This is a genomic window from Streptococcus sp. oral taxon 431, from assembly GCF_023110115.1.
Classification (GTDB): Bacteria; Bacillota; Bacilli; order Lactobacillales; family Streptococcaceae; genus Streptococcus.
On the sequence record NZ_JALDVP010000001.1, the window covers coordinates 113,269 to 125,842 of the forward strand.

At 32.7% G+C, this 12,574-nt stretch carries 20 protein-coding genes and 1 pseudogene; 20 read left to right on the plus strand and 1 reads right to left on the minus strand.

What is annotated here, in order from left to right; translation table 11 throughout:
* Window positions 1-38: 38 nt before the first annotated feature.
* The 9 genes from M1F91_RS00640 to M1F91_RS00680 all read left to right on the plus strand — a co-directional run bounded on the left by M1F91_RS00640 (window position 39) and on the right by M1F91_RS00680 (window position 4,270).
* The gene (locus M1F91_RS00640; protein ID WP_247912213.1) at window positions 39-263 is read left to right on the plus strand and encodes a hypothetical protein; all 225 of its coding nucleotides are present in this window, start codon (window positions 39-41) and stop codon (window positions 261-263) included.
* A 99-nt stretch (window positions 264-362) separates the two neighbouring features.
* Window positions 363-665, plus strand: coding sequence for an RHS repeat-associated core domain-containing protein (locus tag M1F91_RS00645; protein ID WP_282185007.1), 303 nt, complete (start codon window positions 363-365; stop codon window positions 663-665).
* 358 nt (window positions 666-1,023) lie between these two features.
* Window positions 1,024-1,347, plus strand: a complete 324-nt coding sequence (locus M1F91_RS00650; RefSeq protein WP_247912214.1) for a hypothetical protein — start codon at window positions 1,024-1,026, stop codon at window positions 1,345-1,347.
* 227 nt (window positions 1,348-1,574) lie between these two features.
* On the plus strand, window positions 1,575-1,925 hold the full coding sequence (locus M1F91_RS00655; RefSeq protein ID WP_247912215.1) for an Imm10 family immunity protein: 351 nt from the start codon (window positions 1,575-1,577) through the stop codon (window positions 1,923-1,925).
* Window positions 1,925-2,278, plus strand: a complete 354-nt coding sequence (locus M1F91_RS00660) for a hypothetical protein (protein ID WP_247912216.1) — start codon at window positions 1,925-1,927, stop codon at window positions 2,276-2,278. The genes M1F91_RS00655 and M1F91_RS00660 overlap by 1 nt, the downstream gene beginning before the upstream one ends.
* 59 nt (window positions 2,279-2,337) lie before the next feature.
* On the plus strand, window positions 2,338-2,838 hold the full coding sequence (locus M1F91_RS00665; RefSeq protein WP_045615700.1) for an SMI1/KNR4 family protein: 501 nt from the start codon (window positions 2,338-2,340) through the stop codon (window positions 2,836-2,838).
* 100 nt (window positions 2,839-2,938) lie between these two features.
* A complete protein-coding gene (locus tag M1F91_RS00670; protein ID WP_247912217.1) occupies window positions 2,939-3,364 on the plus strand; it encodes a hypothetical protein in 426 nt (141 codons plus the stop codon).
* A 127-nt stretch (window positions 3,365-3,491) separates the two neighbouring features.
* Window positions 3,492-3,896 (plus strand): immunity 22 family protein, encoded by a 405-nt coding sequence (locus M1F91_RS00675; protein WP_247912218.1) that lies wholly within the window; start codon window positions 3,492-3,494, stop codon window positions 3,894-3,896.
* 191 nt (window positions 3,897-4,087) lie between these two features.
* On the plus strand, window positions 4,088-4,270 hold the full coding sequence (locus M1F91_RS00680; protein ID WP_247912219.1) for a hypothetical protein: 183 nt from the start codon (window positions 4,088-4,090) through the stop codon (window positions 4,268-4,270).
* An 862-nt stretch (window positions 4,271-5,132) separates the two neighbouring features.
* Here M1F91_RS00680 and M1F91_RS00685 read toward each other — a convergent pair.
* A pseudogene (locus tag M1F91_RS00685) lies at window positions 5,133-5,329 on the minus strand (hypothetical protein).
* A 159-nt stretch (window positions 5,330-5,488) separates the two neighbouring features.
* On the opposite strand from M1F91_RS00685, the gene M1F91_RS00690 reads away from it, so the two are divergent.
* From M1F91_RS00690 to M1F91_RS00740, 11 genes are all read left to right on the plus strand, one after another.
* Entirely contained in the window at window positions 5,489-6,130 is a 642-nt protein-coding gene (locus M1F91_RS00690; RefSeq protein WP_247912220.1) for a peptidylprolyl isomerase, read from the plus strand.
* A gap of 9 nt (window positions 6,131-6,139) precedes the next feature.
* The gene (locus tag M1F91_RS00695) at window positions 6,140-7,225 is read left to right on the plus strand and encodes a toprim domain-containing protein (RefSeq protein WP_247912221.1); all 1,086 of its coding nucleotides are present in this window, start codon (window positions 6,140-6,142) and stop codon (window positions 7,223-7,225) included.
* Window positions 7,226-7,275: 50 nt separating this feature from the next.
* Complete coding sequence (locus M1F91_RS00700) at window positions 7,276-7,509, plus strand: DUF5965 family protein (protein WP_002933293.1); 234 nt, start codon at window positions 7,276-7,278, stop codon at window positions 7,507-7,509.
* Complete coding sequence (locus tag M1F91_RS00705; RefSeq protein ID WP_001845547.1) at window positions 7,506-7,889, plus strand: DUF5945 family protein; 384 nt, start codon at window positions 7,506-7,508, stop codon at window positions 7,887-7,889. Before M1F91_RS00700 ends, M1F91_RS00705 begins: the two co-directional genes overlap by 4 nt.
* A 37-nt stretch (window positions 7,890-7,926) precedes the next feature.
* A complete protein-coding gene (locus tag M1F91_RS00710; RefSeq protein WP_037606804.1) occupies window positions 7,927-8,199 on the plus strand; it encodes a hypothetical protein in 273 nt (90 codons plus the stop codon).
* A gap of 67 nt (window positions 8,200-8,266) precedes the next feature.
* On the plus strand, window positions 8,267-8,743 hold the full coding sequence (gene pezA / locus M1F91_RS00715; protein WP_000579622.1) for a type II toxin-antitoxin system antitoxin PezA: 477 nt from the start codon (window positions 8,267-8,269) through the stop codon (window positions 8,741-8,743).
* On the plus strand, window positions 8,743-9,513 hold the full coding sequence (pezT, locus tag M1F91_RS00720; protein WP_247912222.1) for a type II toxin-antitoxin system toxin PezT: 771 nt from the start codon (window positions 8,743-8,745) through the stop codon (window positions 9,511-9,513). The genes pezA and pezT overlap by 1 nt, the downstream gene beginning before the upstream one ends.
* A gap of 251 nt (window positions 9,514-9,764) precedes the next feature.
* A complete protein-coding gene (locus tag M1F91_RS00725; protein ID WP_102210748.1) occupies window positions 9,765-10,448 on the plus strand; it encodes a LexA family transcriptional regulator in 684 nt (227 codons plus the stop codon).
* A gap of 2 nt (window positions 10,449-10,450) precedes the next feature.
* The gene (locus M1F91_RS00730; RefSeq protein WP_247912223.1) at window positions 10,451-11,866 is read left to right on the plus strand and encodes a Y-family DNA polymerase; all 1,416 of its coding nucleotides are present in this window, start codon (window positions 10,451-10,453) and stop codon (window positions 11,864-11,866) included.
* Window positions 11,863-12,240, plus strand: coding sequence for a hypothetical protein (locus M1F91_RS00735; RefSeq protein WP_037606795.1), 378 nt, complete (start codon window positions 11,863-11,865; stop codon window positions 12,238-12,240). Before M1F91_RS00730 ends, M1F91_RS00735 begins: the two co-directional genes overlap by 4 nt.
* Window positions 12,218-12,508 carry a DUF5960 family protein gene (locus tag M1F91_RS00740; protein ID WP_037606793.1) on the plus strand — a complete coding sequence of 97 codons (291 nt, stop codon included), beginning with the start codon at window positions 12,218-12,220 and terminating at the stop codon, window positions 12,506-12,508. The genes M1F91_RS00735 and M1F91_RS00740 overlap by 23 nt, the downstream gene beginning before the upstream one ends.
* Window positions 12,509-12,574: the final 66 nt, after the last annotated feature.

Consider the following 12,574-nt stretch of genomic DNA (forward strand, 5'->3'; position numbering starts at 1 on the left):
ACTATAAAAAAATTAAGAGTAAAAGAATATCTTCTATATTGACATTTGAAAAATTAAGATTAAGTGAATTAAATGGGGTTATACATTCTATCTATCAAGATGATGATGAGCTTGTTGTTTTTCTTCAAAATGGATTAAATCTTTACTACAACAAATTTAATAAGAAAAAATTTCTACTCACAAAAATAATTAGCCCAGACGAAAATTCTAGAAAGTTAGTAAAATCTACTATGAATATATATTCTGAATATGAAACGTTATAAACTAAGCGTAGCAAGCCATCTACGTATGAATGCAGCTTATGTTCGGCATGCACATACTTTCTACTTTTCAGGCGACCTAAATCATTTTTTCTAGGTCGTCTGAAAAAAGAAAAAGTTTCAGGCAGCCTCGAAAACCAAACCTACTTCGTCTGGGACGGTAGCACCCTCTTATGGTTCAGCAACTACACCAGCTGGGGCCGTCTGAAAAAGGACGGGCGGGTTTATAAGGATGCGCATCAGCCGTTTAGATTGCAGAACCAATACTTCGATGAAGAGACTGGGCTGCACTATAACCCGATACGCTATTACGAGCCTAATTCGGGTCGGTTTGTGAATCAGGAGCCGATTGGATTGTGGGGAGGGGAGAATTTATATGCTTTTGCGCCGAATACGCAGAAGTAGTTTGATCCGCTCGGATTATCTAATGCTCCAGGTGCCTGTAATAATCCATGTGATAATGATTCCTTAGATTGGACTTCTCATGGAGGAAAACATGTTCCCTCCAAAAATTCTGGTCTAAAATCCGAAAAGCTACAAAAAATGGTGAACCTGCAAAATATAAACCTAAAATTCATAGTGAATCATTAGAAAGAATAGCTTGAACAAAAGGAACTCCAGTTTCACCATTTGGAAAAAACGTACATTATAAAGTATATGATTCCGGAAAAATTATTGGTGCATCAGAAGGGTTAGATACAACATACATACGAGTTGAATGCTCTCAAAAAAGAAAAGTTGAAAAGATTAGGAGCAATTTGAAATGGTACCTAAAATTGATTTTAAAGATGGCATTATTACTTATGATAATTTATTTTGGTTATTCAATAACACTAATGGATTAATCAATAAACTTGAATTTGAAGAAGATTTATTACAAGTACAGTTCTTTAATGAAAAATATATTTTAGATGTTGGGTGGTATCCCCATATCGGTAGAAATGGAAAATTCAAAGTTTACGTAGTTAAAAATTGTGATTGGCAAAATCCATTATTTATAAAATCTGATAACACAATTAATGATTTAATTACCACTATAAAACAAGGAATTAAATGTATATATGCTCATGAGCATATACAACAATAATGGCAGGTGAGGTAGGAAGTCTCAACAATTCCACAAAGTTATCCAACCTGATCCACCGCGAACTGGCCGACTGCAGAGTGCTGAACTATTTCTACGATTTGCACGACCAACTGGTTAAAGCGAAAATCTTCAAAAAAGAACTCGTAAAGCACCTCGCCCAGCTGGAAAAAAACGACAAACACCTCCACCTGGAAAATGTTAAGAAACAATATGATAAGGAATTGTTTATGGAAATTATTTCAATAAATACGTATTACAAAATAGAAGATGATATTCTTACTATTGCATTTGCAGATAGTGACAAACCTAACCCTGATAATTACTTAATCTTGCAAAGAGAAGTTGATGACTTAGAATACTATTATTATGAAATTAATAGTCAACAATATTCAGGGGTAGGTGGTTTTAAAAGGGTAGAAATTTATTCCAATAAATTAGTTATTTATTTTCAAGAGAAACAAAAAATTTATCAAAATAGTATTGAAAATCTAATTATTACTTATAAACCTGATAAAAGATTAAATGAATTTATTGAGTATATTTTTGGAGAATCAGATTGTGAGGTTGTAGTTTGCTAATGAAAAATAAATCTATGTGGAACCCAGTAGCAATTTCATTTGATGAGTCCGATGATGAAGGTTTGTCATATATCTACTTTGATTTGGGAAATTTTCATTATTTCACCCTAACCTTCAATCAAGATGAAGATGATCAAATATACCTTGAATTCAATGAACAAACGTTTTCAATTGAAAGCAATAACGTTGCTTATGATTTAAAAGGTAATATCTTATCATTCGATTTCGGAGAAGATATTCAGAAATCTTTGAAAATCGAGAAACATATTGATATTGAAATAAATATAGACACTGATATGGTTTCGTTTAGGAAAACACTAGAAAATATTTTTTTAGCAAAAAACAGAATATAACTTGTATAGGTAAGCTAGCTGTAGCCTAAACAAAAACTTTCAGTCCTAAGGAGTATTTTATGAAAATCAAAGAATTAATTGAAAAATTAGAACAAAAAGGTAGCCATCAATTTTTGAAGGCAGTATCAAAACCAAAATTTGCTTTTCCTTTGCCAAAAGATTTAGAATTCTTTTATGAAAATTATGAATATGCTATTCTCAATATTGATACTTCTTGTGAAATAAGAATCAGTTCACTTTCAGAATTGCAACCAACAAACCAAATTCTATATCCAGCTGATGATGTTATTTGGGAGGAGTTGGCAGATGATATCAGTAATGATTGGTTCATGATTGCATCTTCTCAAGAGCTTGGTCAATTTATCAGTATAGACTTAAACAAAAAAAGATTTGGTTTTTGTTATGATAGTTTTATAGAAACTCATGCCACACCTGATGAGTCTCCCATTATTGCTAAGTCATTTACAGAACTACTGGAAAAATTGGTTTCAAATGAAAAAGAATGGTTTTGGTTAGATTCTTCTTTTCAAAGCTATGGTGATGCTTATGAAAATGAATGAGTAGGTTGTAGCCCTTATGTAACTCTCTATCACAACGGAGAGTATGTTTGGAGCGCACGTAAGTAGTTTCTAAATTTCAACCCTAGGAAGGATTTAATCCATGATTAAAAATTTAAAAATTAATGACGGTAAAGCTACTGCTTTAATATCTTTATCGCCTAGTGATATGCAACTGTATGATATACCCATTTTTATTGATGATGAATCAGGAGATATACAAAGAGAAAGCCAAATTTATCCAATTCTTGATAGGGTAGAGAGCTTTTTTAAACGAATAAACATTGATGATTTAATAAGAGACATTTCAATAGAGATTAATCAAGCTTGTTATGAGCAAAGTGATTATGAACCAATAGAATTAGATAATAAAGAATTAGCAAATGATTTAAAAATTGTCAATACTACAGCATATTTTGATGATTTAGTATTTATATACTATTCTGGTTCGTTTCTTCCTGATATGGAAATATCTGCTCAAATAACTTATGAAGGTGAATTAGAAAATTTGGAAATATATGATAAATAGCAAGCCGTAGCCCGCATGAAACCTCAAATCCCGACGTAGGGAAGCACGCGGTTTCTGTTTTCAGACGGCCTCTGTAATGAAATAAATTTTAAATTAAATTTTCGATAATTGAGAAAGGACGATTAAAATGCTTGATTCAGATACAAAAAATATGATTTCTGTATGGATAGGAACATCAAATAAGACGTTAGATGAATTTAATAAATACACTGAAGGAATGGAAGATTCAGATTCTCAATGTCCAGCATTTGCAGATTTTGGGGTTTCATTTATTGATTCAGACTTTTTTGTAGCTTTTCGTACCAAAAACGGAGAGATTGTTCCAATTGAAATTTTAGCTGAAGAAATTGGTACGCATTCGAAAAAAGCCACAGAAGAAATTATAAGAGCTTCTAAAGAAAAAGGTGTGAATGAAGGGAATTCTTTGTATTATTATGCAAACGCTACTTTTAAACCCGATAATCCAGAAAAACTTTATAATGACTTAAAATTTATAGGAACGTTTAAAGATCCTAGAAAAAAGTTTCGTTAAATTGGTTGCCTAGCCAGCTGTAACTTGCATAAATTTTTAAATTCACAGGTAGAGTGCGTGCCTCAAAGCATGCACGCAGTTTCTGCCTTTCAGACAACCTCAATTCTTTTTCGAGGTCGTCTGAAATATTTGTTCTTTAACAATCTCATTACCATTAGCAATAGCATTCTATCTAGAGGTCATTTTTCCTGATGGCTGATAAACTGGAGATAGCGGGGAAGCTTAGTAAAGAAGAAATTGATTGGATTATATCCAAAGCTGTCTGGATTGACCCAATAGTTTCTTCAACAGACGAATTACTAGGAATTAGAAATCATGAAAATTCTAGAGAACAAAAAGAACAATATCTGAGTGAGAAAAGGTACTATTGGTAATTTTGTGTTTTTAGTTTTACAGAGTGTAGTGTTATTGGAGTAAATTATTAACTAATTTAGTAATAAATTAGTTTACCTTTTTTAAAATAGGAATTTGGTACAAGACAGTATATTCTTTCGTTCTAAAGTGTTATTTAAATGTTGATTCTATCCCTTTCGTTCTATAATATAGATGCTTGCTAGCACCACATGAGGAGAAATCATGAGGGATATTATCAGTTGAATAAGTAAGAGTATAATCTACATCTCCAAAGTAGGAGTGGCTAGTTCCAGCAGAAAGACCTTCATAGGTTTTATAACTGAATAGATCGACTTACTTTGTTGTCGAATTTTTCCTGTTCTTCAAGTAATTCTAAGGAATAGACGACAACTTTAAAATCAAATAAGCTAAAAACGCTCTAAAATCATTAAATTAACATAAAAGTGTTTTTTATTGTCAAAATATACAATTGAAAAAATTTCCAGTTTTTTTAAAATCACTTTCTTAGATGACAATTTAATCAAAATATGATATAATACAGAAAAAGTAAAAATAACAAAAGTAACTTACAGAAGTAAAAGAAAAAAAGTAAATTGATAGCCACGGCGGATATTCCTTGCATCGTTTAGAAGGAGTTGCTGTGGTTATCGTTGTTGCTGAGCTAATTAATTGCTCTTATTACTTAGATGAAGTTACTTTTATTATTGAATTAATTTGAATAATAATAACGATCAATGAAAGTACTCATCGATATTCCCTTTATGCAGTTTAGAGCACAAAGGAAAATAGTACTGATTTGATCGTTTTTTTGTGTATTGACATCATAAAACACAGTAAGAACCTTCAGTCATAATAAACAAGGAGATAACATGAGATTTGTTGTCAAAAGACTTTATCTGAATCTAAATTCGGATAAGGTTTTTATTAGCCTTGATTCTTTCATATACTTCATAACTAAATTGGAGTAATAATTTATGAAAATCGTTATCCTCACTATTATTACTTGTATTTATGGCTTGTTTATGTCGTTCAATATGAGAAAGAGCTCTTCTCAAATTTTCTTCTTTTAATTTGTTCATATTTATATTATAAACTGAAGACAGCTAATTTTGATATTTTTCTCTGAACTGTACGATTTTGCGCCTGAAATGTAGGAATTACCTTTCGTTGTGATGTGATAAAACTTACAAGTTCTTTTTGTTATTCTTGACCTAGTTTTTATAGAAAGAAGGTCTAAGATGTTAAATAAAGTCAAAACTAAAGCCTTAATTAGTTTTGGAGCAGTGGCTGCGACTAGCTTTATTCTCATGATGGGATATACTGCTGGTCAACATTCTACTGCTAAACAAAGTCGCAAAGAAATCGAATTGGCTGCAGCTAAACTTGTAGAGGACAAACAAGCAGAAGATAAAGCCAGCATTTTGTCATCAGATACTGTAAAAGAATTTTTGACACAGTACTATACGAAAGAAAAGCTCGGAGAAAATAATACACGTATTCAACCTTATATGACTGAATCAGCTTATTCTCAAGAATTGTCAAGTCAAAATGATGCCATGAACCAAGTTTATAAGGACTATATTTTGGATTATCATTTTGAAAAAGCAGATATCTTTGTCAATCAGACTACGAATCAAGCCATTGCTATGGTCTCTTATAATGTAACCTATGTATCTGATTTAAAGAATGCCAACCAATCAAAGACAAATCAAACAGAAACCAGAACTGTTAAATTGTCCTATTCTAAACTACCTGGTAAGTTATTGGTCAACCAAGTACAGGTTTGGAAATCTGGGTTAGATGATTTAGATAAGGCAACTCCCAAAACTTTAGAAGAATCCTCATCTGTTCCATCATTACCAAATACTACAACAAAATGATGATATTGCATGGAAATAGAAGAATGTAAGCAAATTTCAATTCTTGATGTAGCCAATCGTTTAGGTATCTCCTTTAAACAAGTTTCGAGCAGTGTCTATGAACATCCTGAACACGATTCATTTCGGATTTTTTCAACTACCAATACTTTTAAATGGTTTTCAAGAGATATTCAAGGTGATGTCATTGATTTTGTTCGACTTGTTCAGGGAATTTCCTTTAAAGAAGCTCTAGCCTTTCTTTCTGAAGAACCTTTTCAAAAAGAAGCTGTTCAAGAAAAAAGAGAGAGACCTTTTTATTATCCTTTAAAGAGAATAGAAGATTCTAACTGTAGTCTGGCCAGATATTACTTAACAGAATGTAGAGGAATTTCAGAAGAAATCGTACAAAGGATGATTCAACAAGGTTTAATAGCACAAGCCAGCTGGAAAACAAATGAAACAGTTGAACCTGTTATTGTTTTTAAAATCTTTGATCATCGTCACAAGCTGCAGGCAGCAAGCTTACAGGGGATTTATAAGAATCACTCTCTTCCTAGAGAGAGGCTGAAAACGATTCTAAAAGGAAGCCATGGATATATTGGAATATCCTTTGATATTGGTAAACCAAATAGACTGGTCTTTTGTGAATCGTTCGTCGATTTGATGAGCTATTACGAACTTCATCAACAAAATCTATCTGATGTTCGTTTGGTATCTATGGAGGGATTAAAAAGGTCTGTTGTCGCTTATCAAACTTTACGACTGATAGCTGAAGAAAATCAGAAGTTGGAATTCTTGGATACAATAACACCTTCAAAGTTATTGCCTTTGATCAATACAATTCGTGATACCACTACCTATTTTGATAATCATCCTGATTTACTGACACTGGCGGTAGATTGTGATGATGCAGGAAAAGCTTTTTCTGATAAGTTATCTCAATCAGGATTGCCTGTTTTACTGGATTTACCTAATAATGAATCTAGGAAAGAAAAAATAGACTGGAACGATATTCTTAGAGAAAAGAAATCAGATTTTCAATCTATGATTGAGAATTCAAAAGAGACATTTGGAAATCCACCAGTAAGACAAACCTCTCAATGTTTAGAATTGTGATAACAAAATCAAGATGTTTTAGCTAATATTAGAATGAAGGAGGATCGTATATGACCATAATCGAACGCTTAGAAGAAAAGGTCACTAGGCAAGAAAGCAAGGTAGCAAGAGAGTCAGAAAAACTCGCTGCTTACAAAGAGCAACTGGAGACAGCGATGTTTGCGACGTTCAAAAGGCGTCAAAGCATTAGTCACATGAGTTTTGAAGAAGCTCTTGACCATGCCTTTGGTAAAGAAAGACAATTCGATGATTCTGAATTTAGAAAGGATGAAATGAGTGAATGACAAAAGATTGGAATTTTAATCAACCATTAGAAAGTAAATCAGAAAATCAAGAAGATCCAGATAAAATTGCGGCCTTATTTGGAAATCATCAAGGAGGTAATGATGTAAATTATGAGGCAGCTTTTCAAAAGCGCAAACAAGCACCTGTGACGGAATCAAATTCTAGTTCTAAACCCAAAGTTACAGAGGTTAGAACAGGAAAAGAGACAGATATCACTACAAGTTATCAGCAACATCTTAAAAGACTGATTGCGGATAACAATAGCGATATTGAAAGTAGTCAAAAGAAAATTGAAGAGCTACATACGCTGATTGACACAAAGAATAAAGACAATAAGAAATTGCAGTCAATTTATGATGCGATTTCCGAATTACACTAAGCAGTCCTGATAGGCTGCTTTTTTTGAGAGGTTATAGATGTTTACAAAACTTTTTAAGAAAAATCACGACAATAGTGATGTATTTAAAAAGCTGATTCATAGACTATCTGATATGTCTGTCCAAGATCTTGAAAAAATAGACCGACTGCTAGATATCATTTTCACTCCAGATCAAGGATCAGAACAACTAAAAACAGAAGCAACTTATAGAGAAGAAACTTTGGACGACACATTAAAGGAAGCTAAGAATCAACTTCATAAGGAACAATTGGAGAAGAATTTAGAGAGATTTAGGAAAAATAGTCAATAATGCACCAAATTTGGTGCATTATTCTTTTTTATGCTATAATTGAATTATAAAAATAAAGGAGTTTGCCATGATTGGAAAGAACATAAAATCCTTACGTAAAACACATGACTTAACACAAACCGAATTTGCACGGATTGTAGGTATTTCACGAAATAGTCTTAGTCGTTATGAAAATGGAACGAGTTCAGTCTCTACGGAACTAATAGACATCATTTGTCAGAAGTTTAATGTATCTTATGTCGATATTGTAGGAGAAGATAAAATGCTCAATCCTGTTGAAGATTATGAATTGACTTTAAAAATTGAAATTGTGAAAGAAAGAGGTGCTAATCTATTATCTCGACTCTATCGTTATCAAGATAGTCAGGGAATTAGCATTGATGATGAATCTAATCCTTGGATTTTAATGAGTGATGATCTTTCTGATTTGATTCATACGAATATCTATCTAGTTGAAACTTTTGATGAAATAGAGAGGTATAGCGGCTATTTGGATGGAATTGAACGTATGTTAGAGATATCTGAAAAACGGATGGTAGCCTAATGGGAATCCAAGATTATACTGATAGTGAATTCAAACATGCTCTAGCACGGAATCTTCGTTCACTGACAAGAGGAAAAAAGTCCAGTAAGCAACCTATAGCGATTTTGCTTGGAGGGCAAAGTGGTGCCGGTAAGACTACAATTCATCGTATTAAACAGAAAGAATTTCAAGGAAATATTGTTATCATAGATGGTGATAGTTTTCGTTCTCAGCATCCACGCTATATAGAACTGCAGCAAGAATATGGCAAAGATAGTGTAGAATACACCAAAGATTTTGCAGGTAAAATGGTAGAGTCTTTAGTAACAGAATTGAGTCATTTGGGATACAATCTTTTGATAGAGGGAACTTTACGAACGATTGATGTTCCAAAGAAAACAGCACAACTCTTGAAAAGTAGGGGATATGAAGTACAATTAGCCTTGATTGCGACAAAGCCTAAGCTGTCCTATCTGAGCACCCTTATCCGATACGAAGAACTATACGCTATCAATCCAAATCAAGCACGTGCAACTCCAAAAGAACATCATGATTTCATTGTAAATCATCTAGTTGATAATACACGGCAATTGGAAGAACTAGCTATCTTTGAAAGAATTCAAATTTACCAACGAGATAGAAGTTGTGTATATGATTCAAAAGAAAATACAACTTCAGCAGCAACCGTTCTACATGATTTACTATTTGGAGAATGGAATCAAGTTGAGAAAGAGATGCTTAAATCTGGAGAAGAAAGATTGAAAGATTTAACTAATCGAAAAGGTTTGTAGAGTTAGATTTTTAAAATAAAGTCTATTGGATCGTTAATTAAAAAATAACGATCCTTTTTTATATTCTCTATTTTCTTCTTCATATTTTTTCAAAAGTTTTAGCATTTTTCAGTGATGATTTCTTAACAATATAAGTACGAATAAAGCATAGTTTATGATTAATTTAAATATTGGTGCTTATTAAACACTTGATTTTTTCAATTAGCTATGGTATTCTTTTTGTTAGTTAATAAACTTACAAAGGAGAAAAGATGTTTTCACCTACTAAATTAAAAGAAAAAAGAGAAAGCCAGGGCTTGTCTCAATCTCAACTTGCCTCTAGTTTGGGAATTAGTAGAGCTTCGTACTTTAATTGGGAATCAGGTAAAACAAAACCGAATCAAAATAATCTAAGCAAATTGAGTGAGATTTTGAATGTAGACCCTCGATATTTTGAATCAGAGTATGAAATAGTAGAAACCTATCTCAAGCTAACTAAAAAGAATCAAAAAGCAACACTTCATTATGCTACAGAACTGTTGAACAAACAGAATGCGAAGGTTGTAGAAATTCCTGAGCGTTTTGCTTATAAAGTTTACGAAAAATTATCAGCTGGTACAGGAACAGCTTATTTTGATGATGGTAATTACGATACAGTTTATTTTAATCATCAATTTGATTATGACTTCGCATCATGGGTGTTTGGTAATTCAATGGAACCGACATATGAAAATGGTTCTGTAGCCCTTATTAAGCAAACGGGATTTGATTATGACGGGGCTATCTATGCCATAGATTGGGATGGTCAAACCTATATTAAGAAAGTGTATCGTGAAGAAAATGGGCTTCGTTTAGTTTCACTCAATCGGAACTATTCAGATAAGTTTGCGCCTTATGATGAGAATCCTCGCATTATAGGGAAAATAGTTGGGAACTTTATGCCTTTAGAGGACTAAGTATGAGTTGGTTTGATTATAGTCTCGAACCTAAAAGTGACATTGCCTTTATTGATATGAAATCTTTTTACGCAAGTGTAGAATGTGTAGATAGAGGATTACACCCACTTAAGACTTCGCTTTGTGTTATGAGTCGTGCAGATAATTCTGCGGGTTTAATTCTTGCTTCCTCTCCTATGTTTAAAAAGGTCTTTGGAAAATCAAACGTTGGACGTTCCTATGATTTACCATTTGATGTAAAAACTAGGAAGTTCTCTTACTATAATGCTAAGAAGCAAGGTTTACCGACAACGATAGATTATGTTCGTTATATTGAGGAATGGGCAAAATCAACCGTGATTGTTCCTCCGAGAATGGATATTTATATAGCAGTCAATATGGAAATTCAAAAAATCTTTCAAGATTTTGCGGCACTAGGCGATATTTATCCTTACTCAATTGATGAAGGATTTATTGATTTAACAAGTTCGTTAAATTATTTTGTGCCAGATAAAAGTATTAGTAGGAAAGATAAATTAGATATTATCTCGGCTGCTATTCAAAAAAAGATTTGGAGAAAAACAGGAATTTATTCAACGGTAGGTATGTCTAATGCCAATCCTTTATTAGCTAAGTTAGCACTAGATAATGAGGCTAAAAAAAATCCGACAATGAGAGCTAATTGGTCCTATGAGGATGTAGAAAAGAAAGTATGGGCTATTCCTAAAATGACAGATTTCTGGGGAATTGGAAATCGAATGGAGAAGAGATTACATAATCTAAGTATCTTTTCGATTAAAGAATTGGCACAGGCTAATCCAGACTTGATTAAAAAAGAGCTTGGGATTATGGGACTAGAGTTATGGTTTCACGCTAATGGTATTGACGAAAGTAATGTTCATAAACCTTATAAGCCGAAGTCAAAAGGGATAGGGAACTCACAAGTTTTACCTAGAGATTATGTCAAACAAAGAGATATTGAAATTATACTTCGTGAAATGGCAGAACAAGTAGCGGTTAGATTGAGAAGAGCTGGTAAAAAAGCAACAGTAGTTTATATACACTTAGGTTATTCGAAAGTGGAACAGAAACGATCTATTCATACTCAAATGAAGATTGAGCCGACCAATCAAACAGCACAACTGACAAACTACGTTTTAAAGTTATTTCATACTAAATATACTTCAGGTGCTATCAGGAATGTTGCAGTTAACTATTCAGGTTTAGTAGACGAATCTTTTGGATTGATTTCATTGTTTGATGATATTGAGAAAATAGAAAAAGAAGAAAGGCTCCAGTCCGCAATCGATGCTATTCGAACAGAATTTGGTTTTACTTCATTATTGAAAGGAAATGCCCTAGACCAGGCTTCTAGAACAATTGCAAGGAGTAAACTCATCGGAGGACATTCAGCTGGAGGATTAGATGGGCTAAAATGATAAATCGTTCTTATTTACCTTTTTTGTCTGCAAGAGAGTATCAAGATCGTGGAATGGCTAAGTGGATGGGATTCTTTTTGTCAGAGCATTCAAGTTCTCTTTGGGAAGAAAAAAATAAAGATGATATCTCCATTTCCCTATCAATGGAAGAGAAAGTTCTATTTGTTCGTCAACTTTATACGAATGTATTCCCTGCAACTTTTGTTTTTAAGCATTCAAATAGAAGAAAAGTAGTATCAGGTATTGTAAAAGAAATTAGAAAAGAGTCTATATCTATTAAAACAGACACTGGTTTTCTACGATTAAAATGGGAAGATATACTCGATATTCAGATAGAAGGAGAGAGTCTAGATGAATCGGAAAGAATTATATGATGATAAATTGCAACTAGATTATTTTTCGGATTCTTATTTACGGTTTGAATCAGATTTTTACAAGTATTCAGCTTTAGATATACCATTAACATTTATCACTGATGACATTTTACGCACAATGGCTATGTCTCAAAAACATTATTTTAAACTTAATAAAAGCAAATCTTTAGACGGTCGTGATCATTACTTTGTTTTTTCTATCAAGATGAACAAAGACAGTAGTGGCATTAGACAGTATGAATATCAGAGACATTGTTTTAATTTGTAAGAGTCCGACAGGGCTCTTTTTCTGTGATAATTTTATCAAAAAGTATTTGTTATACTTTTTTTTAAT

What these genes read in the sequence shown, in the direction of transcription:
- M1F91_RS00690 (WP_247912220.1), top strand. Translation starts at nt 5,489, where the DNA reads ATGTTAAATAAAGTCAAAACTAAAGCCTTAATTAGTTTTGGAGCAGTG.
- M1F91_RS00680 (WP_247912219.1), top strand. Translation starts at nt 4,088, where the DNA reads ATGGCTGATAAACTGGAGATAGCGGGGAAGCTTAGTAAAGAAGAAATT.
- M1F91_RS00670 (WP_247912217.1), top strand. Translation starts at nt 2,939, where the DNA reads ATGATTAAAAATTTAAAAATTAATGACGGTAAAGCTACTGCTTTAATA.
- M1F91_RS00700 (WP_002933293.1), top strand. Translation starts at nt 7,276, where the DNA reads ATGACCATAATCGAACGCTTAGAAGAAAAGGTCACTAGGCAAGAAAGC.
- pezA (WP_000579622.1), top strand. Translation starts at nt 8,267, where the DNA reads ATGATTGGAAAGAACATAAAATCCTTACGTAAAACACATGACTTAACA.
- M1F91_RS00740 (WP_037606793.1), top strand. Translation starts at nt 12,218, where the DNA reads ATGAATCGGAAAGAATTATATGATGATAAATTGCAACTAGATTATTTT.
- M1F91_RS00675 (WP_247912218.1), top strand. Translation starts at nt 3,492, where the DNA reads ATGCTTGATTCAGATACAAAAAATATGATTTCTGTATGGATAGGAACA.
- M1F91_RS00710 (WP_037606804.1), top strand. Translation starts at nt 7,927, where the DNA reads ATGTTTACAAAACTTTTTAAGAAAAATCACGACAATAGTGATGTATTT.
- M1F91_RS00660 (WP_247912216.1), top strand. Translation starts at nt 1,925, where the DNA reads ATGAAAAATAAATCTATGTGGAACCCAGTAGCAATTTCATTTGATGAG.
- M1F91_RS00725 (WP_102210748.1), top strand. Translation starts at nt 9,765, where the DNA reads ATGTTTTCACCTACTAAATTAAAAGAAAAAAGAGAAAGCCAGGGCTTG.
- M1F91_RS00655 (WP_247912215.1), top strand. Translation starts at nt 1,575, where the DNA reads ATGGAAATTATTTCAATAAATACGTATTACAAAATAGAAGATGATATT.
- M1F91_RS00665 (WP_045615700.1), top strand. Translation starts at nt 2,338, where the DNA reads ATGAAAATCAAAGAATTAATTGAAAAATTAGAACAAAAAGGTAGCCAT.
- pezT (WP_247912222.1), top strand. Translation starts at nt 8,743, where the DNA reads ATGGGAATCCAAGATTATACTGATAGTGAATTCAAACATGCTCTAGCA.
- M1F91_RS00735 (WP_037606795.1), top strand. Translation starts at nt 11,863, where the DNA reads ATGATAAATCGTTCTTATTTACCTTTTTTGTCTGCAAGAGAGTATCAA.
- M1F91_RS00650 (WP_247912214.1), top strand. Translation starts at nt 1,024, where the DNA reads ATGGTACCTAAAATTGATTTTAAAGATGGCATTATTACTTATGATAAT.
- M1F91_RS00705 (WP_001845547.1), top strand. Translation starts at nt 7,506, where the DNA reads ATGACAAAAGATTGGAATTTTAATCAACCATTAGAAAGTAAATCAGAA.
- M1F91_RS00730 (WP_247912223.1), top strand. Translation starts at nt 10,451, where the DNA reads ATGAGTTGGTTTGATTATAGTCTCGAACCTAAAAGTGACATTGCCTTT.
- M1F91_RS00695 (WP_247912221.1), top strand. Translation starts at nt 6,140, where the DNA reads ATGGAAATAGAAGAATGTAAGCAAATTTCAATTCTTGATGTAGCCAAT.